The 24,228-nt window shown below is 72.6% G+C and carries 22 protein-coding genes; 15 read left to right on the top strand and 7 right to left on the bottom strand.

Annotated elements, in window-relative coordinates; translation table 11 throughout:
* Positions 1–110: 110 nt before the first annotated feature.
* Positions 111–1,319: a methionine adenosyltransferase gene (gene metK, locus AC0699_RS00455; RefSeq protein ID WP_478653863.1), complete on the top strand. Its 1,209-nt coding sequence runs from the start codon at positions 111–113 to the stop codon at positions 1,317–1,319.
* Between the two features lie 297 nt (positions 1,320–1,616).
* Positions 1,617–3,791: a primosomal protein N' gene (locus AC0699_RS00450; RefSeq protein ID WP_478653861.1), complete on the top strand. Its 2,175-nt coding sequence runs from the start codon at positions 1,617–1,619 to the stop codon at positions 3,789–3,791.
* Between the two features lie 243 nt (positions 3,792–4,034).
* Here AC0699_RS00450 and AC0699_RS00445 read toward each other — a convergent pair whose 3' ends face one another.
* The gene (locus AC0699_RS00445) at positions 4,035–4,556 is read right to left on the bottom strand and encodes a hypothetical protein (RefSeq protein WP_478653858.1); all 522 of its coding nucleotides are present in this window, start codon (positions 4,554–4,556) and stop codon (positions 4,035–4,037) included.
* Between the two features lie 233 nt (positions 4,557–4,789).
* On the opposite strand from AC0699_RS00445, the gene fmt reads away from it, so the two are divergent.
* The 4 genes from fmt (at position 4,790) to AC0699_RS00425 (ending at position 9,559) form a co-directional block, all read left to right on the top strand.
* Complete coding sequence (gene fmt, locus AC0699_RS00440) at positions 4,790–5,722, top strand: methionyl-tRNA formyltransferase (protein WP_478653855.1); 933 nt, start codon at positions 4,790–4,792, stop codon at positions 5,720–5,722.
* Positions 5,723–6,051: 329 nt separating this feature from the next.
* Positions 6,052–7,485, top strand: a complete 1,434-nt coding sequence (locus AC0699_RS00435) for an RsmB/NOP family class I SAM-dependent RNA methyltransferase (RefSeq protein WP_478653852.1) — start codon at positions 6,052–6,054, stop codon at positions 7,483–7,485.
* Between the two features lie 268 nt (positions 7,486–7,753).
* A complete protein-coding gene (rpe, locus tag AC0699_RS00430; RefSeq protein ID WP_478653849.1) occupies positions 7,754–8,437 on the top strand; it encodes a ribulose-phosphate 3-epimerase in 684 nt (227 codons plus the stop codon).
* Positions 8,438–8,512: 75 nt separating this feature from the next.
* Positions 8,513–9,559, top strand: coding sequence for a sugar-binding transcriptional regulator (locus AC0699_RS00425; protein WP_469767948.1), 1,047 nt, complete (start codon positions 8,513–8,515; stop codon positions 9,557–9,559).
* Positions 9,560–9,667: 108 nt separating this feature from the next.
* Here AC0699_RS00425 and AC0699_RS00420 read toward each other — a convergent pair whose 3' ends face one another.
* Both AC0699_RS00420 and AC0699_RS00415 read right to left on the bottom strand, forming a co-directional pair.
* The gene (locus tag AC0699_RS00420; RefSeq protein ID WP_478653846.1) at positions 9,668–10,804 is read right to left on the bottom strand and encodes an amidohydrolase family protein; all 1,137 of its coding nucleotides are present in this window, start codon (positions 10,802–10,804) and stop codon (positions 9,668–9,670) included.
* Positions 10,805–12,154, bottom strand: coding sequence for a type I glutamate--ammonia ligase (locus AC0699_RS00415; protein WP_478653844.1), 1,350 nt, complete (start codon positions 12,152–12,154; stop codon positions 10,805–10,807). It lies immediately after the preceding gene.
* 69 nt (positions 12,155–12,223) lie between these two features.
* Here AC0699_RS00415 and AC0699_RS00410 point away from each other — a divergent pair, with 69 nt between their 5' ends.
* The 3 genes from AC0699_RS00410 to AC0699_RS00400 all read left to right on the top strand — a co-directional run bounded on the left by AC0699_RS00410 (position 12,224) and on the right by AC0699_RS00400 (position 14,599).
* On the top strand, positions 12,224–12,691 hold the full coding sequence (locus AC0699_RS00410; protein ID WP_478653841.1) for a guanyl-specific ribonuclease: 468 nt from the start codon (positions 12,224–12,226) through the stop codon (positions 12,689–12,691).
* On the top strand, positions 12,688–13,050 hold the full coding sequence (locus tag AC0699_RS00405) for a barstar family protein (protein WP_478653839.1): 363 nt from the start codon (positions 12,688–12,690) through the stop codon (positions 13,048–13,050). The genes AC0699_RS00410 and AC0699_RS00405 overlap by 4 nt, the downstream gene beginning before the upstream one ends.
* A 106-nt stretch (positions 13,051–13,156) precedes the next feature.
* A complete protein-coding gene (locus tag AC0699_RS00400) occupies positions 13,157–14,599 on the top strand; it encodes a GuaB1 family IMP dehydrogenase-related protein (RefSeq protein ID WP_478653836.1) in 1,443 nt (480 codons plus the stop codon).
* Between the two features lie 136 nt (positions 14,600–14,735).
* On the opposite strand, the gene AC0699_RS00395 is transcribed toward AC0699_RS00400, so the two are convergent.
* The 3 genes from AC0699_RS00395 to AC0699_RS00385 are packed head-to-tail and all read right to left on the bottom strand — an operon-like array spanning position 14,736 to position 17,577.
* Entirely contained in the window at positions 14,736–15,749 is a 1,014-nt protein-coding gene (locus AC0699_RS00395) for a GDSL-type esterase/lipase family protein (RefSeq protein WP_478654587.1), read from the bottom strand.
* Positions 15,750–15,757: 8 nt separating this feature from the next.
* Positions 15,758–16,609 (bottom strand): SDR family NAD(P)-dependent oxidoreductase, encoded by an 852-nt coding sequence (locus AC0699_RS00390; RefSeq protein ID WP_478653834.1) that lies wholly within the window; start codon positions 16,607–16,609, stop codon positions 15,758–15,760.
* The gene (locus AC0699_RS00385; RefSeq protein ID WP_478653831.1) at positions 16,606–17,577 is read right to left on the bottom strand and encodes an LLM class flavin-dependent oxidoreductase; all 972 of its coding nucleotides are present in this window, start codon (positions 17,575–17,577) and stop codon (positions 16,606–16,608) included. Before AC0699_RS00385 ends, AC0699_RS00390 begins: the two co-directional genes overlap by 4 nt.
* A 1-nt stretch (position 17,578) precedes the next feature.
* On the opposite strand from AC0699_RS00385, the gene AC0699_RS00380 reads away from it, so the two are divergent.
* From AC0699_RS00380 to AC0699_RS00355, 6 genes are all read left to right on the top strand, one after another.
* On the top strand, positions 17,579–17,773 hold the full coding sequence (locus AC0699_RS00380; protein ID WP_478653828.1) for a hypothetical protein: 195 nt from the start codon (positions 17,579–17,581) through the stop codon (positions 17,771–17,773).
* 187 nt (positions 17,774–17,960) lie between these two features.
* Positions 17,961–20,393: a sensor histidine kinase gene (locus AC0699_RS00375; protein ID WP_478653826.1), complete on the top strand. Its 2,433-nt coding sequence runs from the start codon at positions 17,961–17,963 to the stop codon at positions 20,391–20,393.
* Positions 20,386–20,847, top strand: coding sequence for a roadblock/LC7 domain-containing protein (locus AC0699_RS00370; RefSeq protein WP_478653823.1), 462 nt, complete (start codon positions 20,386–20,388; stop codon positions 20,845–20,847). Before AC0699_RS00375 ends, AC0699_RS00370 begins: the two co-directional genes overlap by 8 nt.
* Positions 20,848–20,850: 3 nt before the next feature.
* Complete coding sequence (locus AC0699_RS00365; RefSeq protein WP_478653820.1) at positions 20,851–21,219, top strand: DUF742 domain-containing protein; 369 nt, start codon at positions 20,851–20,853, stop codon at positions 21,217–21,219.
* Positions 21,220–21,464: 245 nt separating this feature from the next.
* Positions 21,465–22,937: an amino acid permease gene (locus AC0699_RS00360; RefSeq protein WP_478653817.1), complete on the top strand. Its 1,473-nt coding sequence runs from the start codon at positions 21,465–21,467 to the stop codon at positions 22,935–22,937.
* A 10-nt stretch (positions 22,938–22,947) separates the two neighbouring features.
* Positions 22,948–23,403: an Lrp/AsnC family transcriptional regulator gene (locus AC0699_RS00355; RefSeq protein WP_453668491.1), complete on the top strand. Its 456-nt coding sequence runs from the start codon at positions 22,948–22,950 to the stop codon at positions 23,401–23,403.
* Positions 23,404–23,494: 91 nt separating this feature from the next.
* On the opposite strand, the gene AC0699_RS00350 is transcribed toward AC0699_RS00355, so the two are convergent.
* Complete coding sequence (locus AC0699_RS00350; protein WP_478653814.1) at positions 23,495–24,046, bottom strand: Repetin; 552 nt, start codon at positions 24,044–24,046, stop codon at positions 23,495–23,497.
* Between the last annotated feature and the right edge of the window lie 182 nt (positions 24,047–24,228).

The raw sequence follows: 24,228 nt of genomic DNA, 5'->3' as shown, positions 1-24,228 counted from the left end.
CCAACGGCCGAAAGCGACCGATAAACTGTCTCTCGGAACGACGCGGGGCGCAGCCCCCCGGCCGGTCCGCCAATGATCAGCCAGCAGCCGCTGCAACCCCAGGGAGCGTTGTGTCCCGTCGCCTGTTCACCTCGGAGTCCGTGACCGAGGGTCACCCCGACAAGATCGCTGACCAGATCAGCGACACCATTCTCGACGCACTGCTGCGGGAGGACCCCACCTCCCGTGTCGCCGTGGAGACCTTGATCACCACCGGTCTTGTGCACGTGGCCGGCGAGGTGACGACGAAGGCGTGGGCCGACATCCCCACGCTGGTGCGCAACAAGATCCTCGAGATCGGCTACGACTCCTCGAAGAAGGGCTTCGACGGCGCCTCCTGCGGCGTCTCGGTGTCCATCGGCTCCCAGTCCCCCGACATCGCCCAGGGCGTCGACACGGCGTACGAGAGCCGTGTGGAGGGCGACGACGACGAGCTCGACAAGCAGGGCGCGGGCGACCAGGGCCTGATGTTCGGGTACGCGTGCGACGAGACCCCCGAGCTGATGCCGCTGCCGATCTACCTGGCGCACCGGCTCTCCCGCCGCCTGTCCGAGGTCCGCAAGAACGGGACCATCCCGTACCTGCGCCCGGACGGAAAGACCCAGGTCACCATCGAGTACGACGGCGACAAGGCCGTCCGCCTCGACACCGTCGTGGTCTCCTCGCAGCACGCCTCCGACATCGACCTCGACTCGCTGCTCGCGCCCGACATCCGTGAGTTCGTCGTGGAGCACGTCCTGAAGCAGCTCGTCGAGGACGGCATCAAGCTGGACACCGATGGCTACCGGCTGCTGGTCAACCCGACCGGCCGCTTCGAGATCGGCGGTCCGATGGGCGACGCGGGGCTGACCGGCCGCAAGATCATCATCGACACCTACGGCGGCATGGCCCGCCACGGTGGCGGCGCCTTCTCCGGCAAGGACCCGTCCAAGGTCGACCGCTCCGCCGCCTACGCGATGCGCTGGGTCGCCAAGAACGTGGTGGCCGCCGGCCTCGCCTCCCGTTGCGAGGTCCAGGTCGCGTACGCGATCGGCAAGGCCGAGCCGGTGGGCCTCTTCGTGGAGACCTTCGGCACCGCCGCGGTCGACACCGAGAAGATCGAGAACGCGATCACCGAGGTCTTCGACCTCCGCCCGGCCGCGATCATCCGCGACCTCGACCTGCTCCGCCCGATCTACGCCCAGACCGCGGCCTACGGCCACTTCGGCCGCGAGCTCCCCGACTTCACCTGGGAGCGCACGGACCGCGTGGACGCGCTGCGTGCGGCGGCGGGTCTCTGAGCCTGCGCCGCTCCATCCGGCCTGTACTGCTCGACGGCCCCGGACCGCATCGGTCCGGGGCCGTTGTGCGTCCAGCCCTCCCATGGGCGTGTGGTCCCGTCCGCCCGGAGAAAATCCCGGCGGGCCGGGCGGGCGGAGCCGTACGCTGCTGATCTCCCGGTGCGAGGACGTCGGTTACTTCGGTGGAGTACGCCCCTCGGCGTGCGGTGAATCCGGAAATCGCTGACCGCCGTCGACTGGATCTCGGGAACTTCCTGTCGACCGCCGCTGTCAGTGGCCTCTGGTAGGAATGTGGCTGTGAGCAGCGACAACGAACGTTCCGATCGGCCCGGCGACGGTCCGCCGGAGCAGCTTGCGCTCATCCGGGAGTCCGTGCGGAAGGCGAAGGTGCCCCGGGCGAAGCCCCGGACCTGGCGGGGCGCCGCGCTTGCCGCGGAGCTGCCCGTGGCACGGGTTGTCGTCAACAAAGGCGTGCTCCATCTCGATCAGTACTTCGACTACGCGGTGCCCGAGGAGCTCGACGCCGACGCACAGCCCGGCGTGCGGGTGCGGGTGCGGTTCGGGGCCGGGGCGCATCAGGTGCGGGACGGACGGCGTGAGGGCGGGCGGCTGATCGACGGGTTCGTCGTCGAGCGGCGGGCCGAGTCGGACTACTCCGGGCCGTTGGCCGCGCTCGCCGACGTCGTCTCGCCCGAGCCGGTGCTCAGCCCCGAGCTGCTGGCCCTGGCCCGCGCCGTCGCCGACCGGTACGCGGGCAGTCTGGCCGACGTCCTGCAGCTGGCGGTGCCGCCCAGGAGCGCGCGGGCCGAGTCGAAGCCGTCGCCGGAGCCGCTGCCGCCGCCCGCCGCGCCGGAAGCGGGGAGCTGGGGCCGGTACGGGCGGGGGCCCGCGTTTCTGGAGGCGCTGGCGGGCGGGGGTGCGCCACGGGCCGTGTGGACCGCTCTCCCCGGACCGCACTGGGCGGAGGAACTGGCCCGTGCCGTGGCGGCGACCCTGGCGTCCGGGCGCGGCGCGCTCGTCGTCGTGCCCGACGGGCGGGCCGTCGCCCGGGTCGACGCCGCCTTCACCGCGCTCCTCGGCGAAGGACGGCACGCGGTGCTGACCGCCGAGGCCGGGCCCGAGAAGCGGTACCGGCAGTGGCTGGCCGTGCGGCGTGGTTCCGTACGTGCGGTGGTCGGCACCCGGGCCGCGATGTTCGCTCCCGTACGGGACCTCGGGCTGGTGGCGATATGGGACGACGGCGACGCCAGCCACAGCGAGCCGCACGCCCCGCTGCCGCACGCGCGCGAAGTGCTGCTGCTGCGCGCCGCACACGACCGATGCGCGTTCCTGCTGGGCAGCACGAGCTGCACCGTGGAGGCCGCGCAGCTCGTCGGGACCGGCTGGGCGCAGCCGCTGGCCGCGGACCGGGACCAGGTGCGCCGTGCCGCGCCGCTGGTCCGCACGGTCGGCGACGGCGAGCTCGCCCGGGACGAGGCGGCGCGGGCCGCCCGGCTCCCGTCGCTGGCCTGGCAGACCGTCCGGGACGGTCTGCGCTCCGGTCCGGTGCTGGTCCAGGTGCCCCGGCGGGGGTACGTGCCGAGGCTTGCCTGCGAGCGGTGCCGTACGCCCGCGCGCTGCCGGCACTGCGCCGGGCCGCTGGAGGCGCCGGGGGAGCGGGAACTGCGGTGCGGGTGGTGCGGGCAGGACGCCAAGGGGTGGCACTGCGCGGAGTGCGGCAGCGTCCGGCTGCGCGCCCAGGTGGTGGGCGCACGGCGTACCGCGGAGGAACTGGGGCGTGCGTTCCCGGCCGTGCCGGTGCGGACGTCCGGGCGGGACCACGTCCTGGACACCGTGTCCGGCCGGCCCGCGCTCGTGGTCAGCACCCCCGGCGCGGAACCGGTCGCCGAGGGCGGGTACGCGGCGGCGCTGCTCCTGGACGGCTGGGCCATGCTCGGGCGGCCCGACCTCAGGGCGGGCGAGGAGGCGCTCCGGCGCTGGATGGACGCCGCCTCGCTGGTACGCGGCCAGGCGGACGGCGGCACGGTCGTGGTCGTCGCCGAGCCCACGCTCCGGCCGGTGCAGGCGTTGGTGCGCTGGGACCCGGTCGGCCACGCACAGCGAGAGCTGGCCGAGCGCGCCGAGCTGGGCTTTCCGCCGGTGTCGCGGATGGCGGCGGTGACGGGGCGGCCGGAGGCGGTGGCCGCGTTCCTGGCGGCGGCGGAGCTGCCGCGCGATGCGGAGGTGCTGGGACCGGTACCGGTATCGGCGCCTACAGCCGGTCCTGGCCGCCCGCGTCGGCCGGGAGACCCTCCCCCCGCTTCGCATGGGGGACCCCGGCCGGGGGAGGCGTGGGAGCGGGCGCTCCTGCGGGTGCCCCCGGGGAGCGGTGCGGCGCTGGCGGCCGCGCTGAAGTCCGCGCAGGTGTCCCGGCTCGCCCGGGGCGGCGGCGACCCGGTCCGCATCCGGGTCGATCCTCCGGACATCGGCTGACGTTCTCCGGGGCGATCCTCCGGACATCGGCCGACGTTGGGCCGCCTCCGCGGTGAGGGCGTCTTCGGGGCGCCCGGCGTACCGAGGCGCCCGGATGCGGGGCGGGTTGCGGTCCGGCGGATACGGGGCCGGTCGCGGTCCGGGCCGACTGCCGTCGGAGGGGCCCGCAGGGCAGCGCACGGGGCCGCACACGGAGCCGCCCCGGCGTACCGCGGGCACGGCGGGGCGGCCGGGGCGGAGGGATCAGCCGTTGCGCGGGCCGGGGAAGGCGCTCGGGCGGACCTCCTCGCGGAGGGAGTGGGCGCTCGCCGTGGGCTGCGGCGGCATCGAGCGGGCGGCGGGCACCGCGGGGGCGACCGGCATCGTGCGGGTCGTGCCCGGCTCGGTCTCCGGCGGGGCGGCGACGGGCTGCGGCGCCGCCCGCCGTGACCCGTAACGGCGGTGCACGGCCTGCTTCGTGACGCCCAGTGCCGAGCCCACCGCGTCCCACGAGAAGCCCAGCGAACGGTCGAAGTCCACCGCCGCGGTCACCAACGTCTCGACACTGTCGCGCAGTTCCTGCGCGAGGCGGACGGTCGGGGCCGGAGCCCTGCCGTAGACGACGAAGCCCGTGGAAGGGCCGGATCGACGTGGACGGTAGACGTTGCCCAACTGGGCCGTGAGCGTGCGCAGAGCGTCCACCTGCCGGCGGACCCGCTCGATGTCCCGCACCAACAGATGCAGACTCGCCCGGGCTTGGGCGTCGTGGGTTGCGTGGTCGGCCATTGAACAAGCCTCTCGAACCGGCGTTGAAAAGGGTCGGGCCGCACCGGGGCGGCCCGTTTCGGTCAATCTCTCTTGACCAACGCGCCACCTGGCGTTGTGGTCACGGTGCACGGGCGCAGGGGCATATGCGCGGGGCGTGTAACCGTCCGTGCGCCCCCTGTCGGCGGCGGCAAATAGACTGGTGCGTCGCGCGTCAATCCCGGCCCCCGGCACCACAGAGCGAGGTAAACACCGTGAAACTTGTCTTCGCAGGCACCCCCGAGGTCGCCGTACCCGCCCTGGACGCCCTGATCGCCTCGGACCGGCACGAGGTCGCGGCCGTCGTCACCCGGCCGGACGCGCCCGCGGGCCGCGGCCGCCGGCTGGTGGCCAGCCCGGTCGCCCAGCGCGCGGAGGAGGCCGGGATCGAGGTGCTCAGGCCCGTCAAGCCACGGGACGAGGACTTCCTTTCGCGGCTGCGCGAGATCGCACCCGACTGCTGCCCGGTCGTCGCGTACGGCGCCCTGCTGCCCAAGAGCGCTCTGGACATCCCCGCGAACGGCTGGGTGAATCTGCACTTCTCGCTGCTGCCCGCATGGCGGGGCGCCGCGCCCGTCCAGCACGCGATCCTCGCGGGCGACGAGATGACGGGCGCCTCCACCTTCCAGATCGAGGAGGGCCTGGACTCCGGACCGGTCTACGGGGTGATCACCGAGCACGTACGGTCCACCGACACCAGCGGTGACCTGCTCACCCGGCTCGCCTTCGCGGGCGCCGGGCTGCTCGTGGCGACGATGGACGGAATCGAGGACGGCACGCTGAAGGCCGTACCGCAGCCCGCCGAGGGCATCACGCACGCCCCGAAGATCACCGTCGAGGACGCTCATCTGGACTGGCAGGCGCCCGCGCTCCGCGTCGACCGCATGGTGCGCGGCTGCACGCCCGCGCCCGGCGCCTGGACCCTCTTCCGGGGCGAGCGGCTGAAGCTGGTCAACGTCTCGCTGGTTCCGGACCGTACGGACCTGACGCCCGGTGAGCTCGCGGCGGGCAAGAACAACGTGTACGCGGGCACCGGCTCGCACGCCGTCGAGCTGCACTGGGTGCAGCCGCAGGGCAAGAAGCCGATGCGCGCCGCGGACTGGGCGCGCGGGGTGCGGATCGCCCCGGGGGAGCGGCTCGGCGCGTAGGCGCTGTCGGGTGGATCTTGCTGGGCTCGCGACGCCCTGCGACTCCGTCTCCTGCGTTGTCGTCAGTCGGCATGGCTCCGCCATGACTCTCCCCCTGCCTTCGGCGGGGGGACCCCCATCCTCCGCCTTGGATCCGAAGCCGCATACCGCCGCTCGCTGATCCAGTCTGAGCCACCCGACCGGCCCTGGCCCCTGTCGGGGCGCCGTTGTACGACGGCGGCGACGGGGCCGCGCGGCGGTGGGAGACGGACGGGGGCCTGCGTTGCCGCCGGCACGGGCGGCCGACGTAGGCTGAACGGGTTCGACCCTTTCGAAACGCGGAGCACCTTTTGAGCGAGCAGAGCCGTCGCCGTCCCCACAAGCCGTACCGCCGCCCGAAGAAGGACCCCGTGCGGATCCTCGCCTTCGACGCGCTGCGGGCCGTCGACGAGCGGGACGCGTACGCCAACCTCGTCCTGCCCCCGCTGCTGCGGAAGGCCCGTGAGCAGGGTGACTTCGACAGCCGGGACGCGGCGCTCGCGACGGAGCTGGTGTACGGGACGCTGCGCCGCCAGGGCACGTACGACGCGATCATCGCCGCGTGCATCGACCGGCCGCTGCGCGAGGTCGACCCGCCGGTGCTGGACGTGCTGTCGCTCGGCGCCCACCAACTCCTGGGGACGCGGATCCCGACGCATGCGGCGGTCTCGGCGAGCGTGGAGCTGGCGCGCGTGGTGCTCGGGGACGGCCGGGCGAAGTTCGTGAACGCGGTACTGCGGAAGATCTCGCAGGAAGACCTCGACGGCTGGCTGGAGCGGGTCGCTCCGCCGTACGAGGACGACGCGGAAGAACATCTGGCCGTTGTCCACTCGCATCCCCGGTGGGTCGTCTCGGCGCTGTGGGACGCGCTGGGCGGCGGCCGAGCCGGTATCGAGGACCTGCTGGAGGCCGACAACGAGCGGCCCGAGGTGACGCTGGTCGCCCGGCCCGGACGGGCCACGACGGACGAGCTGCTCGATCTGCTCGGCGAGGAGGCCGGGCTGCCGGGGCGTTGGTCCCCGTACGCCGTGCGTCTGGCCGAGGGCGGTGAGCCCGGCGCGCTCGAGCCCGTGCGCGAGGGACGTGCGGGCGTCCAGGACGAGGGCAGCCAGCTCGTCGCGATCGCGCTGGCCGACGCACCGCTGGAGGGATCCGACGCGCGCTGGCTCGACGGCTGCGCGGGGCCGGGCGGCAAGGCGGCATTGCTGGGTGCGCTGGCCGCCCGGCGCGGCGCAGCGCTGCTGGCCTCCGAGAAGCAGCCGCACCGCGCCCGGCTGGTGGAGCGGGCGCTGGCCGGGAACCCGGGTCCGTACCAGGTCATCGCCGCAGACGGCACCCGCCCGCCGTGGCAGCCCGGCTCCTTCGACCGCGTGCTCGTCGACGTCCCCTGCTCCGGCCTCGGCGCGCTGCGCCGGCGCCCCGAGGCCCGCTGGCGCCGCCGTCCCGAGGACCTGGACGGCTTCGCCCCGCTCCAGCGCGAACTGCTGCGCGAGGCACTCAGGGCGGTCAGGGTCGGCGGCGTCGTCGGATACGCCACGTGCTCACCGCATCTCGCCGAGACCCGGGCGGTCGTGGAGGACGTCCTCAAGGGCCGCGGCGGTGCGCCGGCCGAGGCCGAGTGGATCGACGCCCGCCCGCTGATGCCGGGCGTACCGGCGCTGGGCGACGGGCCGGACGTACAGCTGTGGCCGCATCTGCACGGTACGGACGCGATGTATCTGGCGCTGCTGCGGCGCACTGCCTGACCGGCGTCGCAGCAGCAGGAGGAGGCAGGGGCAGACCGCAGGGAGCCGACGCCCGGCACGGCGGGCCTGCCGCACCGGGCCCGCGTCGTCCGGATGTCCGCGACCGACGTCCGGGATCGATGTCCGCGACCGAACCGGGACCGAACGTCCGGATCGATGTCCGGATCGCGCGGTGTGCGGCGGTACCGGGAGGCATGGATGCAGAGGACAGCCGTCTTCGGTCCGTACCGGGGCGGGGAAGCGCCCGGGAACATGGCAGTCTTGGCACATGGCCCAGATCAACCCCAGCATCCTGTCCGCCGACTTCGCCCGTCTCGCCGAGGAGGCGAAGGCCGTCGAAGGCGCCGACTGGCTCCACGTCGATGTCATGGACAACCACTTCGTGCCCAATCTGACGCTGGGCGTTCCGGTCGTCGAATCACTCAGCCGCGCCACGGACACCCCGCTGGACTGCCATCTGATGATCGAGAACCCGGACCGCTGGGCTCCGCAGTACGTGGAGGCGGGCGCCGGTTCCGTCACCTTCCACGTGGAGGCGGCCTCGGCGCCCGTGCGCCTCGCGCGCGAGATCCGGGCCAAGGGCGCGCGCGCCTCGATGGCGCTCAAGCCCGCCACCCCCATCGAGCCGTACGAGGACCTGCTCCCCGAGCTCGACATGCTGCTGATCATGACCGTCGAGCCGGGCTTCGGCGGTCAGGCGTTCCTGGACATCATGCTCCCGAAGATCCGCCGCACGCGGGAGCTGATCACCAAGCACGGTCTGGAGCTGTGGCTCCAGGTCGACGGCGGAGTCGCGGAGTCCACGATCGAGCAGTGTGCCGAGGCGGGCGCCGATGTGTTCGTCGCGGGATCCGCGGTGTACGGGGCCGAGGACCCCGCCGAGGCGGTCCGCTCCTTGCGCGAGCAGGCGGACCGGACGATCGCCTCGGCGCCCTGGGCATGCAACCACTGAGCCACGCTTACGTGAACGGGGCCCGACTGGGCTGATCAATAACCCCCGGATCTGACAGGATGACGGTTCCGGAGTGTGAACAGCAGTGAGGAGATCGCGGTGTCTGCTATGTCGGCGGGACGGTCGGCCCTGCGGATGGGACCCGCGGAGCTGGTGCAGGCGGCGGCCATGGCCCGTCGCTTCTATCTCGAGGGCAAATCCAAGATCCAGATCGCGGAGGAGTTCGGCGTCAGCCGCTTCAAGGTGGCCCGGGTCCTGGAGACAGCGCTCGAACGCGACCTCGTACGGATCGAGATCCGCGTGCCCGCGGAGCTGGACGCGGAGCGCTCCGACGCGCTCCGCGCCCGCTACGGCCTGCGGCACGCGGTCGTCGTCGAATCCCCGACCGAGGGCGAGGACGAGTCCCCCGACCCCGAGAACCTGGGCGAGGTCGCCGCGGATCTGCTCGGTGAGCTCGTGAACGAGGGCGATGTGCTCGGGCTCGCGTGGGGCCGCTCGACGATCCACATGGCCGCGGCGCTCGACCGGCTGCCGCCGTGCACGGTCGTCCAGCTCACGGGGGTGTACGACGCCGGGACCGCGGAGCGCGGCTCGGTGGAGGCGGTACGGCGGGCCGCCCAGGTCTCGGGCGGCGAGGCGCACCCGATCTACGCGCCGATGCTGCTGCCGGACCCGGCGACGGCGGCGGCGCTGCGCAACCAGACGGGCATCGCCCGCGCCTTCGAGTACTTCGACAAGGTGACGGTCGCCTGTGTCTCCATCGGCTCCTGGGAGCCGGGCATCTCGACGGTCCACGACATGCTCACCGACGAGGAGCGGGCCCACTACGCCTCGCTCGGCGTCGCCGCGGAGATGTCGGCGCATCTGTTCGACGCGGACGGCCGCCGGGTCGGCCGTGACCTCGGCGAGCGCTGCATCACGGTCGAGGCCGACCGGCTGCGCCGGATCCCGGAGGTCGTGGCGATCGCGGGCGGCCAGCGCAAGGCGGAGGCGATCGGGGCGGTGCTGCGGTCGGGGCTCGTGACCAGCCTGGTCACGGACACCGCGGCGGCGGACCACCTCCTGACCGAGTCCCGCCCGGGGCCGCGACCTGCTCTGGAGCGGGCCGACCCGGACGACTGACGCGCGGGTCCCGGCAGGGCATCCGCGGTGGGTGCGCCGGCCGGCCGGAGGGCGTGTGCGCGGATTCGCAAGGACCCCGCCGGGCGCGGGGCTCGTGGTCAGGGCGGGTCAGGGCTGCGAGGCCGTCGGCCCGGCAGTGTCCAGGCCGTACAGGCGCTCGGCGTTTCCCCTGGCCAGGAGCTGTGCCACGCGTTCGGCGTCCACCCCCGACCAGGCGCCGGACGCCGTCCAGCCGTCGAGAAGCCGGGTCAGCCCCTCCTCGAAGACGCGCGCCCCGACGACGTACAGCTCAGGGAGTCCGAAGGCGTCGCTGGAGTACAGCAGCTTGCCGAAGGGGGTGAGCTCCAGCGCCTCGGCGAGGACTTCCGTGGCGCGAGCCCCCGTGTAGGACAGGGCCAGGCCGACATCCGCGTACACATGTGTGAACACATGGGCGAGGTAGGCGGCGTGCCGGTGGTACGGGTATCCGTGCAGGAGCACCAGCGGGCAGCCGTACGGAGCGACGGCCCGGACGAAGTCCGTCAGGAGCAGTGGATCACAGCGGTCGAGGCGCAGATCGGGGTCGCCGAAGCCGGTGTGGAGCTGGAGGGGCAGTCCCGTGCCGACCGCCGACCACAGCAGATGGCGCAGCAGGACGGGGTCGGTGAGCCGCCCGCCCGGCGCGCGGCCGTCCAGCCAGCGCGCGGCGGCGGAGTGCAGCTCGGCCGCGGTCGGCGGGTCGGGGTCGAGTCCCAGGCCGTAGCGGTACGCGGCGATCGACTTGAACCCCGCCGCGGTGCGGGACGCGGCGGTGACGGCATGATCGAACACCTCGAGGAACATCCCGGGGCCGTGGGCCGCGTCCGCCGTGTGCTCGGCCAGCGCCTCCAGCCGTACGATCGTGTGCGCCTCGCCGCCGCCGAGCTCCGCGAGATCGGCGGGGCCCGTCAGATCCCCCGCCAGCCCGGTGTCGACGAGATACGTGCCCGTGCCGCTCGCCCGCAACAGCCTCCGCGTCGCCTCGTCGGCGCCCAGCTCCCGGCGGCGCTCCAGATACCGGTCGGGCGGGCAGTGCGGCTCCAGGCCGAGCAGCGGCGGGCACCAGCGGCGTACGGCGAATCCCAGCTGGGTGTCGAAGAAGCTGGTGCCGGGCGCGGCCGGAGCGTGCGACTCCGTCAGGTAGGAGGCGAACTCATCGGCATCCGGGGCGTGGCGCAGGACCCCGTGGCAGTGGTGGTCGACGAGCGGCGCGAGCGCGAGGTCCATTCAGTACCTCCCGCGTGTGGCCTCGGCGATCTCCTGCGGGCTCCTGCCGTCGAACAGCTTGCTCTCCGCCCGGCGTACGGCGACGATCGCCTCGAACAGCTCCTCGCCGAGCGCCCCACGCAGGACGTTCGAGCGCACGAAGTGCTCCAGCGCCTCGTCCAGTGTCCGGGGCAGCCGCGCCGGCCCGTCCGGCGCCGCGGTCGCCGGCACCGCCGGGTCGCCCTGCACCGGCTCCGGCAGCTTCGCCCCGGCGTCCACGCCGGCCAGCCCCGCCGCGATCACCGCGCCGGTCACCAGATAGGGATTGGCCGCCGCGTCGAAGCATTTGACTTCGACGTTCGCGCCGTCCGGGTCGTCCGGGGCGCCGGTGATGAAGCGGAGGGCGGCCTCGCGGTTCTCCAGGCCCCAGCACTGGAAGACGCCGGCCCAGCGCGACGGTTCGAGGCGCAGATAGCTCGCCGGGCTCGGCGCCCCGATGGCGAGGAGGGCGGGGAGGGCGTCCAGGACGCCCGCCAGGAAGGACTCGCTCTCACCCGTCATCGCGAACGGGCCCTCGCCGCCCCGGCACAGGTTCCGCCCGTCCCGCCACAGGCTCAGATGCAGATGCCCGCCGTTGCCGACAGAGCCCGCCTCCACGACCGGGCCGAACAGAGCCGTGAGGCCGTGCCGCAGTGTCACCGCACGGATCGTCTCGCGGACCAGCACGGCGAGATCCGCCGCGCCCACGGGGTCCGACGGCGCCACCGACACCTCGAACTGCCCGGCCGCGTACTCGGGGTGGATCTGGAGCACCTCGACGCCCTGCGCGACCAGCGTGCGCAGTACCTCGTTCACGTAGTCGGAGAGCTCGACCACCCGGGCCATCCCGTACGCGGGCCCGGCCCACGGGTACCCGCCGTCCCGCTGCACGATCCACTCCGTCTCGAAGCCCATCCGCAGCTCGACGCCGCGCTCGGCGGCCCGCCGGGCCATCCGCCCGGCGAACAGCCGCTGACAGGCGCGGTACGGCTCCCCCTGCTGGTCGTAGCGGTCGACCGGTGCCCACGCCCAGCCGGGCTGTCCCGCGAGGGGGGTCAGCCGTTCCAGGTCCGGTACGAGTCTCAGGTCCCCGTCCGGACCCCCGATGTGCCGGCTGGTGGTGATCGAATCGTCCACGAGGTACACGTCGAAGACCGGGGACATGCCGACGCCGCGCGTGGCGGCGGGCGCGAGGCGGCCGACGGGTACGGCCTTGACCCGGGTGAGGCCTGCGTTGTCCACCCAGGTCAGGGCCACTCCGTGGACGCTCTCGGCGGTCAGCCTCGCGGCTTCCTGACGGGCGGCGCGCTGTGTCTCGTCACTATGCTGCACGGGGCATTCCCTACCCGCGCAGCACGATCTTCACCGTCTTCGCCCCGCGGGCGTGACAGCATCGGCGCCATGCCCCTCCGGCTTCTCCGGTCCCTTCGGCTTCTCCGGTCCCTTCGGCTTCTCCGGTCCCTCCGGCCCCTTCGGCTTCTCCTGGCGCTGTCGGCCATCCTGGGCCTGCTGCTGACCGGCTGCTCCGCCGGCTCCCGCCCTGGCTCCGGCCCCGGCGCCGACGCGCGGAGCCCGGCACCCACCGGCGCGGCCCTGGCGATCGTCCGCGTCGCGGAACTGCCACCCGAAGCCCGCGAGACCCTGCGTCTGATCGAGCGCGGCGGGCCGTTCCCCTACGAGAAGGACGGCGCCACCTTCAACAACTTCGAGCGGATCCTGCCGCAGCAGAAGCGCGGCTACTACCGCGAGTACACGGTGCGCACCCCCGGCGAGAGCGACCGCGGTGCCCGCCGCATCGTCACGGGGCAGGAAGGGGAGATCTACTACACAGACGATCACTACGAGACGTTCAGGGAAGTGCTCCCATGAGAAACGGTCCCCTTGCGGCGCTTTTCGGCGCCGTCGCAGGCAGGAACGTGACCGTGCTCGACCTCCACGGCGTCAGGGACAAGACGGCCTTCATGGAACGCTGCGCCGCCGACCTGGAACTGCCCGCCTGGTTCGGCCGGAACTGGGACGCGCTCGCCGACTGCCTCACCGATCTGCCGGGGGAGGAGGGCACACTCGTCCTCGTCTGCCGCTGGCAGGAGTACGCCAGGGCCCGGCCCCGTGAGTGGGAGACCGCCCAGGAGGTTTTCGCCCAGGCGGTCGACGGCATGCCGCAGCAGCTCGCCGTGCTGCTCGCCCTTGGAGGATCCGACGAACGACGGTCGCCCGGTCCTGGATGATCAGCCCTGACGGTTCGTTCCCCGCGCCATGGGACAATGAAGTACGTGCGTTTTCCCCGGCTGCAATGCCCGGGGGTCACCTCCGATCGACTGGGATGTTCTGCACGTGCGTTTCCTCAACGACCTCAAGCCGCCGTACGACCTGACGTACGACGACGTGTTCATGGTGCCGAGCCGCTCCGCCGTCGGCTCCCGCCAAGGCGTCGACCTCGCCTCCCCGGACGGCTCGGGAACCACCATCCCGCTGGTCGTCGCCAACATGACCGCGATCGCGGGCCGCCGGATGGCCGAGACCGTGGCCCGCCGCGGCGGGCTCGTCGTCATCCCGCAGGACATCCCGATCGAGGTCGTCACCGACGTCATCTCCTGGGTCAAGACGCGTCACCTCGTGCTCGACACCCCGATCGTCCTGACCCCGCACCAGACCGTCGCCGACGCGCTGTCCCTGCTGCCCAAGCGGGCGCACAACGCGGGCGTCGTCGTCGACGAGCAGCAGCGCCCGGTCGGCGTCGTCACCGAGCACGACCTGTCCGGTGTGGACCGCTTCACGCAGCTGTCCGAGGTCATGTCCAAGGACCTGCTCCTGATCGACGCCGACATCGACCCGCGTGAGGCGTTCACGACCCTCGACAACGCCAACCGCAAGATCGCGCCCGCGGTCGACCGGGACGGCAAGCTCGTCGGCATCCTCACCCGCAAGGGCGCGCTGCGCGCGACCCTGTACACCCCGGCCACCGACGCCGGCGGCAAGCTGCGCATCGCGGCCGCCGTCGGCATCAACGGCGACTTCGTGGCCAAGGCCAAGCAGCTGCTCGACGCGGGGGTGGACACGCTCGTCATCGACACGGCCCACGGCCACCAGGAGTCGATGATCTCCGCGATCAAGGCCGTGCGCGGTCTCGACCCGAAGGTCCCGATCGTCGCGGGCAACATCGTGGCGGCCGAGGGCGTCAAGGACCTGATCGAGGCCGGCGCGGACATCATCAAGGTCGGTGTGGGCCCGGGCGCCATGTGCACCACCCGCATGATGACCGGTGTGGGCCGGCCGCAGTTCTCGGCCGTCCTGGAGTGCGCCGCCGAGGCGAAGAAGTACGGCAAGCACGTGTGGGCCGACGGCGGTGTCCGTCACCCGCGCGACGTCGCCATGGCGCTCGCCGCCGGTGCGTCCAACGTGATGGTCGGCTCCTGGTTCGCGGGCACGTACGAGTCCCCGGGCGACCTCCAGCACACCGCTGACGGGCGTCCGTACAAGGAGTCCTTCGGCATGGCCTCCGCGCGCGCCGTGCAGAACCGCACCAGCGAGGAGTCGGCGTACGACCGGGCCCGCAAGGCGCTCTTCGAGGAGGGCATCTCCACCTCGCGGATGTTCCTCGACCCGGCCCGCCCGGGCGTCGAGGACCTGATCGACTCGATCATCGCGGGCGTCCGTTCCTCCTGCACGTACGCGGGCGCCGGCTCGCTGGAGGAGTTCGCCGAGAAGGCGATCGTCGGCATCCAGAGCGCCGCGGGTTACGCGGAGGGCAAGCCGCTGCACGCCAGCTGGAACTAGGTTGTGTCTTCCGGCACGGCCAACTGGCCGGCGCCAACAGGTCAGCGCCACGACAACGGCCTCCGGGATCTTCCCGGGGGCCGTTCCCGTACCCCCGCCCCGTAACACCCGCCCGCACGCCGGGCGGCCGGAAGCGTCACGCGGCAGCAGAGACCCCCGGGCCGGCGAACCCCGCAGTGCGCAGGGCGTCCGCCACCGCCGCCGCGAGCAGGGCGTGTCCCGTGTCGTTCGGGTGGAGACCGTCCGCAAGGTGCTCGGGTTCCAGCAGAGAGCCGCCCGGGAGGAGCGCAAGCTGCTTGTCGCCCGCCGAGACGAGGTCCCGGGCCGCGTCCTCCATGGCCGTGCGCAGCTCGGCGAGCGTGGCGCCGAGGGCGTTGGGCGTCGACTCGGCGTCCGGGCGCAGCACGGGCGAGAGCAGCAGCAGCGGAGTGTCGGGGTGGCCCTGGCGTACGAGAGTGACGAACGCGCGCGTCGTCTCGTAGAGCAGGGAAGCCGAGTACGGGATCCGGGACCAGCAGTTGGTTCCGAAGGCGAGGGTGAGCAGATCGCCGGGGAGGGCCGCGAGCTGCTGTGCGGTGGGGAGTTCACCGCGTGCCGCACCCGCGTAGCCGAGGTTGACGGGGTCCAGGCCGAGGCACCGGCCGACGGCGGCCGGCCAGGAGTGGGCCGGGCGGGTCGACCACCAGCCCTCCGTGATGGAGTCGCCGTGGACGAGCCAGCGGGGCCGTACCGGCGCGGGGGCCACCGTCCCGCCCACCCCGCGAAGACCCAGGAACACGGGCGACTGGGACTCGGGCGGATGGATCGTGAACGGGCCCGTGCCGGCCGGCAGCCGGATCGTGGCCGTCGCCTCCTCGGCGGGCTCGGTGAACGACTCGTGGACACACCGGTCGTCCTGCCACAGGGCGAAGCAGTGCGCGAGATCACGCAGGGCATCCGTCGGGCCCGGCACCGCGGCGCGGTAGCGCACCTCGACCGCCCGCGCCCCGTCCGGCGCGGTGAACTCCAGCCGTACGCCGATGGGCAGCGCCGCCCGCTCGCAGGTGTCCCACGGCAGCCGGGCCGTGTCGGCCGGATCGGCACGCACCGCGCGCTCACCGTCGCGCCAGGCCACCCCGCGCAGAAAGGGTCCGGGTTCGAGCCAGGGCATGTCCGGCGTCACGTCCGGCCTCCGATCGTCGGGTACGGGAACTTCACGGCTACCCCGCCGTCGACCACCAGTGTCTGGCCGGTGACGTACGCGGACATGTCCGACGCGAGAAAGTGCAGGGCACAGGCGATGTCGGAGGTCCGGGCGACCCGGCCGAGCGGGGCGTTCGCGGCATTGCGCCGACGGCCTTCCTCGCCGAGCAGCCCGGCCACCCGCGGGGTCCAGACGACCCCCGGCGCGACGGCGTTGACCCGCACCCCGCGCGGGCCGAGCTCCACCGCGGCCGACCGCACCAGCGACACCAGGCCCGCCTTGGCCGCCCCGTACGCGGCGTGCAGCGGCGCACCCGTCAGTCCCGACACCGAGGCGACGAAGACCAGCGGTCCGCCGCCGGACGCGGCGACGGCCTCGCCGCCGTACCGGACCGCGAGCCGGGCGTGCCGCAGCACGATGGTGAAATGCCAGTCCCAGGCGGCGTCGTCCAGCTCCGCGAGAGGCGCATAGCGGGCCATGCCGACGATGTCGACGACGCCGTGCACCGCGCCCAACTGCCGCCGGGCGCCTGCGAACAGGGCCTCGACAGCTGCCCGGTCGGTCACGTCGCAGACGTGGGCCAGGCCGGACGTCTCCGCCGCGACCGCCTCCGCCCGCTCCTTGTCGACGTCCACGCAGAGCACCCGTGCGCCGACGGCCGCCAGCGCGTGCGCGGTCTGCCGGCCGATGCCGTTTCCCGCGCCGAGGACGACGAAGGCCCGGTCGTCGAGGCGGTGCAGCGCTGCGTAGTCGGGGACGGGGGAGATGTCGGGTGAGGTGTCGGATGGGCTGTCGGGTGAGGTGCCGGGTGCGGCGCTGCCGGTCATGACGCCGGTCGCCCCGGCTCGTACGACGCCAGCTCGGGAATGACTTCCTTCCCCAGGATCTCGATCGTCCGCAGGATCTCGCGGTGCTCCAGATACCCCCACTGGACGTAGCAGATCAGCTGGTCGACACCCAGGTCCGCGTACCGCTTGGCCTTCCGTACGATCGTCTCCGCGTCCCCGATGAGGATCATGTCGCCGTCGCTGAACTCCCGTACGGGAACGGCCCCTTCCAGGATCGGCGTCAGCAGGGGGAAGGCCTGCTCGCGCTGCGCGTCGTCGAGATGCGGCAGCTCCCATTCGAGGGTGAACCGGGCGAGATTGCCGTACCACCACGCCACCGACTCCCACACCCGTGGGCCCGGCCGGTCGGCGGCATGCACCAGCGTGTACGCGCTGACCCGGTCCGTCGTCACATCCGTGACCGGGCACGGTGCACGCCCGGCCTGCCGGTACGCGGCGATCTGGCGGGCCATCGCCTCCAGCGGCTGCATGATCGAGAACGACAGCAGCCCGAGCCCGCTCGCGCCCGCGACCTCTGCCGAGCCCGGCGAGGTCGCCGCCATCCAGACCGGCGGATGCGGATCCTGCACCGGCTTCGGAGTGACCATCCGCCGGGGGAACGTGAAACGGGGCGACGCGTACGAGAAGTACTCCTCGCGCCACATGCCCGTGACGATCTCGATCGCCTCGCGCCAGTCGGCGCGCGACTGCTCGCGGTCGACACCGAACGCCGTCTGCTCCATGGGCGTGGAGCGTCCCGTGCCCCATTCGACGCGGCCGTCCGAGAGCACGTCGACGGTCGCGACCTTCTCGGCGATCCGCTGGGGCGGGGTGAAGCCGAAGGGAGTGAGGGTGACTCCGAATCCGAGCCTGATCCGCTCGGTGAGCGCTGCCAGATGGCCGAGGAGGACCTCCGGGGCGGGACAGTGCGAACGGCCCTCCCGGAAGTGGTGCTCGACGGCCCACACGGTGCGGAAAGCCGACCCGGTCGGCGAGCCTGATCTGTTCGACGGCCTCGCGGTAGGCGCGCTGCTCCGCCGCGCGCTGCCCGTGGGGATGCGGCCCGTCCCACGGCCGCGGGACGTCGATCTCGTACAGCACGTCCAGATCCATACCCATCCCTCCCGTTGTCGGCAGTTCCGCGGCACCGTGCAGCAGACCTGACGAAGTGTCAATGGAGGCGCAGTGCCCTCGCCTCTGCCGTTACCGGCGGGAGCATTGCGCCACGGAGGACATGTCGCGTAGCTTGACTCCGCCTACCGGGCGGTAACCGCCGCTGGTCAGTTGTCCCGAACGTTCTGGGGAGTCCATGCGCCGGCGATTGCGCCGTCCCACGATCCGTGGACGGATCGTGGCCCTCACCGTCCTGCCGATCATCGCCCTGGTGACGCTGTGGAGCTTCGCCATGGTGTCCGTGACGGGAGATCTGCGGGCCCTGATCCGCCTCGAGGGCATCTACGAGGCGTTCGGCACCCCGGTCGACACGGCCGTCGGGCAGATCCAGATCGAACGCCGGCTCGCCGCCGCGTATCTGGGAGCCGGGCAGCGGGCCGACGGTACGGCCGACGCCGCCGCGCTGCTGGAGCAGCAGCGCTCGACGGACCGGGCCGTCGAGGCCATGCGGGACGCGCTCGGCGACCAGGAGCGGCGCGACGATCTCTCCGCGCGGCAACGGCAGTCCCTGGACGCCATGGCCGACGCGGCCGCACGGCTCGAAGGCCTGCGGGACCAGGTCCTCGACCGGACGATCACCTGGAACCGGGCCGTCGACGCGTACACCGCGATCGTGGAGCCGACCTTCGACGTGCAGTCCACGCTCACGGCCCTGCAGGCCGGGCAGCTCGCCCGTGAGGCGCAGGTCGTGGTGGAACTGGTGCGGGTACGGGAGTTCGTGTCCCGGGAGGACGCGCTCGTCGCCGGGGCGCGCGCCGCGGGCAGCCTGACCGACAGCCAGTACGACACGCTCACCGCCACGATCGAGGACCGGCGCGTCTTCCACCGGACGTACGTCCCCGACCTCCCGGCCGACTCCCAGAAGCTGTTCACGGACTTCCGGCACGGCGCCGAGTACCGGGCGCTGGCTTCCGGCGAGGACGCCCTGCTGCGGGCCGGTGCCGCAGGTGCGGGCCAGGCCATGGCCGCCGAATCGTGGCGGACCACGACGGACCGGGCGGTCAAGCGCTACATGCTGCTGTGCACCGAGTCGGCGCGCAACGCGGCGGAGCGCGGACGGGCCTTCGCCTACCGCGAGATGGTCAAGGCCGCCGTCGTGGGCGTCGTCGGTCTCGTCGCCGTCGGGCTGTCCATCTGGCTCTCGGTGAGCGCGGGCCGGCGTATCGCCCGGCGGCTGGAGGAACTGCGTGACGCGGCCGACGTCCTGGCGACCCGTCAGCTGCCCGAGGTGATGGAGCGGCTGGGTGCGGGCGAGGACGTCGACGCGGCCGCCGCCGCCCCGCCGCTCGACTTCGGCGACGACGACCGCGAACCGGACGAGATCACGCAGGTCGGGCGGGCGTTGAACGCGGCGCGGCGCGCCGCCGTCGAGGCCGCCGTCAAGCAGGCGACGCTGCGGCGGGGCATCTTCGCCGTACTGCTGAACATCGCGCGGCGGAACCAGGCGCTGGTGCACCGGCAGTCGAAGCTGGTCGACACGCTGGAGCGCCGCACCACCGACCCGGACACCCTCGAGGACCTCTTCCGGATCGACCATCTGACGACCCGGATGCGACGCCATGCCGAGGGCCTGATCATCCTCTCCGGTGCCGCACCGGGGCGGCGCTGGCGAAGGCCGGTGCCGCTGGTCGACGTCGTCGCCGCCGCGGTCGGCGAGATCGAGGACTACACGCGGGTCGTCGTGCCGCCGATGCCGGAGGTGGGCGTCGGCGCGGAGGCGGTGGCCGATGTGGTCCACCTCGTCGCCGAACTCGTCGAGAACGCGACGGCCTTCTCCCCGCCGCACACCCAGGTGACCATGCGCACGGGGGCCGCCCGCAACGGCTTCGTGCTGGAGATCGACGACCGCGGCCTCGGCATGGACTCCGAGGAGCTCGCCCGGGCCCATCGGACGCTCGCCAGGCCGGGTGACTTCGACCCCGTCCAGGACGAGCGCCTGGGCCTGTACATCGTCGGCCGTCTCGCCGGGCGGCACGGCATCACCGTCACTCTCACCCGCTCGCCGTACGGCGGCACCACGGCGGTGGTCCTCCTGCCGAACGCGATCGTCGCCCAGGTCGAGCCCGAGCCCGGCTCCCCGCGGGAGAGCACGCCGCAGGCCGCGCCGGTCCGGGCCGCGGCGGGGATCGCGCCGGTCCGGGCCGCGGCGCCCGTACAGGAGCGAGCCACTTCCGGGACCGCCGCCTCCGAGTCGTCCGCCTCCGGGTCGTCGACCTCCGAGCCCCCGACCGGCGGCGCCGTCATCCGTACGCTGCCCAGGCGCGTACGCAAGGCCGGCGACGGCGACGGGGCCGGCCCGCAGAGCGGCCGCGGGGAGCACGTGGAGCGTGCGGAGCCGGCTCAGCCGGCTCAGCCGGCTCAGCCGGCGGGCGGCTCCGGGCCGCGGACGTTGCCCACACGCGTCCGCCAGGCCTCGCTCGCCGCCCCCCTGCGCGACGGACCCGCGGAAGCGGACGCGGACCAGGACGCGCCGGAGCGGGAGGTCAGCGCGGACGAGATGAGGACGATCTTCGGCGCGTTCCAGCGCGGACTCGACCGGGGCCGGAAGGCCGCGCCGGAGTCCGGCGAGCGCTCCGGTACGAACGACGAAGGGACGGGCCACGATGGCTGAGCGGAACGATCACGACGGCCGCGACGATCGCGACCACCCCGAGGGCACGACCTCCGCGGGCGACCTCGGCTGGCTGCTCGACGATCTGCTCGCCAGGACGGACCACGTCCGGCAGGCCGTGCTGCTGACCGCGGACGGGCTGGTCACCTGCGCCTCCCGCGGCATGCCCGCGCGCGACATCGAGCATCTGTCCGCCGTCTGCGCGGGCTTCCACAGCCTCGCCAAGGAAGCCGGTTCACGATTCGCAGCCGGGAAGGTCCGGCAGACCATGGTCATGCTCGACGGCGCGTATCTCTTCATCACCCCCGCGGGCGACGGCAGCCGGCTGGCGGTGCTCAGCGACATCGAAACCGACGTCGGACAGCTCGCCCACGAGATGGCGCTCCTGGTCAGGCGCGTCGGCCGGCATATGGCCGTCCCCGCGCGCTCGGTCTCCGAGGCCGCCGACAGATAGCCCGTGAACGACCACTGGTACGAGGACGAAACCGGGTCGATGGTGCGGCCGTACACCGTGACCCGGGGCCGGACCCGTCCCGCCGCGGAGCATCACATCGACCTGATGTCACAGGTCGCGGCCGCCGAATGGGACCGGCCCGAGCCACGGCTCGACCATGCCCGCAGCTCCTTGCTGGAACTGGTCCGCCGCGGGACGCGCCCGGTCGCGGAGGTCGCCGCCGACGCCGATCTGCCGCTCACCGTCGTACGCGTCCTGCTCGTCGACCTGGTCGAGGCGGGCCTGGTCCGGATCTCGGAGCCGCCCGCCCGCCGGGGCTCGCACGACCCGTCGCTCCTTCGTGAGATCGCCGACCGTCTGCGTGAGATCTGAACACTTTTGCGCGGCTGTGCAACGAACCTCTGTCGGCGCCGCAAGCACGCAATGATCTTGCGCGGGTGCGCAAAGCTCATGCATTACGGTCGGGAACGCCTACCTCGTAAGGTCCTCGCTGTACGTGGAGTGGCGGGGACCGTCTGCTCGGCGATTCCCCCCGCTCAGGGCTGCTCAGTCATGCCCCCGCACGGGAGCCGCCTCGGTCGCCGCCTCCCGATAGGCAGCGATAAGGAGCCTCCCCAGTGTTGGATCACGGCGCAGCGCCACCCGTCACTCCCCAGCAGGACCCCGGCGGCCCGGCTCTCGGGCTCGGCAGCCGCCTCATGCGCCGCAAGCCGGTCGAGCAGCTCGTCGCCGAGGGCGGCCAGGGCGAGGGCGGCAGTCTCCGCCGCTCGCTCTCGATGTGGCAGCTGACGATGATCAGCATCGGTGCCACCCTGGGCACCGGCATCTTCGTGGTGCTCGGCGAGGCCACCCCCCTCGCCGGCCCCGCCGTCGCGATCTCGTTCGTCGTCGCCGGCCTCACCGCCCTGTTCTCGGCGCTGTCGTACGCCGAGCTCGCCGGATCCATCCCGGTGTCCGGCTCCTCGTACTCGTACTCGTACGCGACCATGGGCGAGCTCATCGCCTGGGTCTGCGGCTGGTGCCTGGTCCTGGAGTACGGCGTCTCGGTCGCGGCCGTCGCCGTCGGCTGGGGCGAGTACCTGAACGAGCTGCTCGACGGCACGATCGGCGTGACCATCCCCAGCGCGGTGTCCGCACCGCTGGGCGAGGGCGGTTTCATCAACCTCCCCGCACTCGTCGTCGTGCTGCTCGCCATGGTCTTCCTGATGGGCGGCGCCAAGGAGAGTGCCCGCGTCAACACGATCATGGTCATGGTGAAGATCGTGACGCTGGTGCTCTTCATCGGCATCGGCTTCATGGGCATCAAGGCCGGCAACTACGCCCCCCTCGCCCCGCTCGGTGTCACCGGCATCAGCGCCGCCGCGGCCACGCTCTTCTTCTCGTACATCGGCTTCGACGCCGCCTCCACCGCCGGTGAAGAGGCCAAGAACCCGAAGAAGGACCTGCCGCCCGCGATCATGCTGTCGCTGCTGATCGTCACCGTGCTCTACTGCCTCGTCGCGCTGGTCGCCGTGGGCGCCATGCCGTGGCAGGACTTCGAGGGCACCGAGGCGGCGCTCGCGCAGATCATGAAGGACGTCACGGGCCAGAGCTTCTGGGGCGTGGTGCTCGCCGCGGGCGCGGTCATCGCCATCGCCAGCGTCGTCTTCGCCGTGCTGTACGGCCAGACCCGCATCCTGTTCGCGATGTCCCGCGACGGACTCGTGCCGAAGGTGTTCGCCAAGGTGAACGAGCGCACCGGCGCACCCCGCGCGAACACCGTGATCGTCTCGCTCTTCTGCGGCGTCCTCGCTGCCTTCATCCCGCTGGGCGAACTGGCCAACGCCACCAGCATCGGCACGCTCTTCGCCTTCGCCCTGGTGAACGTGGCCGTGGTGATCCTGCGCTACAAGCGGCCCGAGATGAACCGCACCTTCAAGGTCATGCTCTTCCCGGTGACCCCGATTCTCGGCTTCGCCTTCTGCGCGTACATGATGTGGAGCCTCCCGGCCATCACCTGGCTGTGGTTCGGTGGCTGGATGGTCGCCGGGCTCGTGTTCTACTTCCTGTACGGCCTTCGCCGCTCCCGACTGGCAACAGCAGAGAAGTGATCCACCCCCTGTGCGACTGAACGATCTCGACGAACGCATCGTCCACGCCCTCGCCGAGGACGCTCGTCGTTCCTACGCCGACATCGGCTCGCTCGTCGGTCTGTCCGCGCCCGCCGTGAAGCGGCGCGTGGACAGGCTCCGGGCGGAGGGAGCCATCACCGGCTTCACGGTCCGGGTCGACCCGGCCGCACTGGGCTGGGAGACCGAAGGCTTCATCGAGATCTACGCACGCAGCAACACCTCGCCCGAGACCATCAAACGCGGCCTCGAGCGCTATCCGGAAGTCGCGTCCGCCTCCACCGTCACCGGCGAGGCGGACGCGATCGTCCAGGTCTTCGCCTCCGACATGCGCCACTTCGAGCGCGTGCTGGAGCGGATCGCCGGCGAGCCGTACGTCGAGCGCACCAAGTCCGTACTGGTGCTGTCCCCGCTGCTGAGGCGGTTCTCCTCGGGCTCGCCGGCGTAGCAGGCCCCAGGGCCTGCCCGGTTGATCAGGGCCTGGGCACGGACAGGACCCAGGACCTGTCGGGCGGATCAGTCCGGCGGATCTCGCCGTTCTAGAGCGGCGGCTGCCAGGGCAGCACCGTGAAGTCGCCGGTGCCGGACTTCACCTTCTCGAAGGGTGCGGAACTCACGCACTTCGGCAGATCCTTGATCTGGTCCCGGGGCGTGCCCACGCTCGCCCAGCTGTAACCCAGCCGGTCGTGCCTGCCCTGGTCGTGGACCGTCACTCCGACCCGCTTGCCCACGACGTCGTCCAGGTCCGACGCGGTGACCACGCCGGTGGCGACCGCCACCTTGCCGCCGGTCAGCAGACAGTCGACCTTCGCCTCCGCCCAGCCGCTCTTCCCGTCCGGGAACCGGTGGCTGAAGCGGAAGGTGCCGGTGGCCGCCATCGGGTCCCGCTCGTCCTCGGCGGCGAGGTGCGCGTCGAAGGTGAAGGTGATGTCGTGCGGTTCGGACCGGTACAGCTTCGCGGTTCCGGTCAGCGCCGCCGCCTCGCGCGGGCCGCCTCCGTCGCCATCCCCCGAGGCGACGGCGGAGCCTGTGGCACCGGCGGTGATCAGCAGTGCCGCGGCGAGTGCGGCGGCTCTGGTACGGCCTTTCATACGGCCTTTCATACGGCCATTCATATGGGTCCTTTCGGCAGGTGACCTGGCACCCACCACTGTTCCGGCCGGCGCCCGCCGGAACATCGGCCCCGGGCGTGACCCTCCTCCGCCGTCCGGCGGGGGAGGCGTGCGACCCCGGCAGGAGGCGCACGCAACGAATCGCCGCAGAGTGGTGCATT

The organism is Streptomyces sp. NPDC043870 (genome assembly GCF_056435785.1).
This window is presented reverse-complemented; position numbering and strand designations above follow the sequence as displayed.

Excerpts from the sequence above, each read along its gene's own strand:
- AC0699_RS00445 (WP_478653858.1), bottom strand. The coding sequence starts at position 4,556 with ATGGCCGACCACGCAACCCACGACGCCCAAGCCCGGGCGAGTCTGCAT.
- rpe (WP_478653849.1), top strand. The coding sequence starts at position 7,754 with ATGGCCCAGATCAACCCCAGCATCCTGTCCGCCGACTTCGCCCGTCTC.
- AC0699_RS00420 (WP_478653846.1), bottom strand. The coding sequence starts at position 10,804 with ATGGACCTCGCGCTCGCGCCGCTCGTCGACCACCACTGCCACGGGGTC.
- AC0699_RS00410 (WP_478653841.1), top strand. The coding sequence starts at position 12,224 with ATGCCCCTCCGGCTTCTCCGGTCCCTTCGGCTTCTCCGGTCCCTTCGG.
- AC0699_RS00405 (WP_478653839.1), top strand. The coding sequence starts at position 12,688 with ATGAGAAACGGTCCCCTTGCGGCGCTTTTCGGCGCCGTCGCAGGCAGG.
- AC0699_RS00395 (WP_478654587.1), bottom strand. The coding sequence starts at position 15,749 with ATGCCCTGGCTCGAACCCGGACCCTTTCTGCGCGGGGTGGCCTGGCGC.
- AC0699_RS00390 (WP_478653834.1), bottom strand. The coding sequence starts at position 16,609 with ATGACCGGCAGCGCCGCACCCGGCACCTCACCCGACAGCCCATCCGAC.
- AC0699_RS00370 (WP_478653823.1), top strand. The coding sequence starts at position 20,386 with ATGGCTGAGCGGAACGATCACGACGGCCGCGACGATCGCGACCACCCC.
- AC0699_RS00350 (WP_478653814.1), bottom strand. The coding sequence starts at position 24,046 with ATGAAAGGCCGTACCAGAGCCGCCGCACTCGCCGCGGCACTGCTGATC.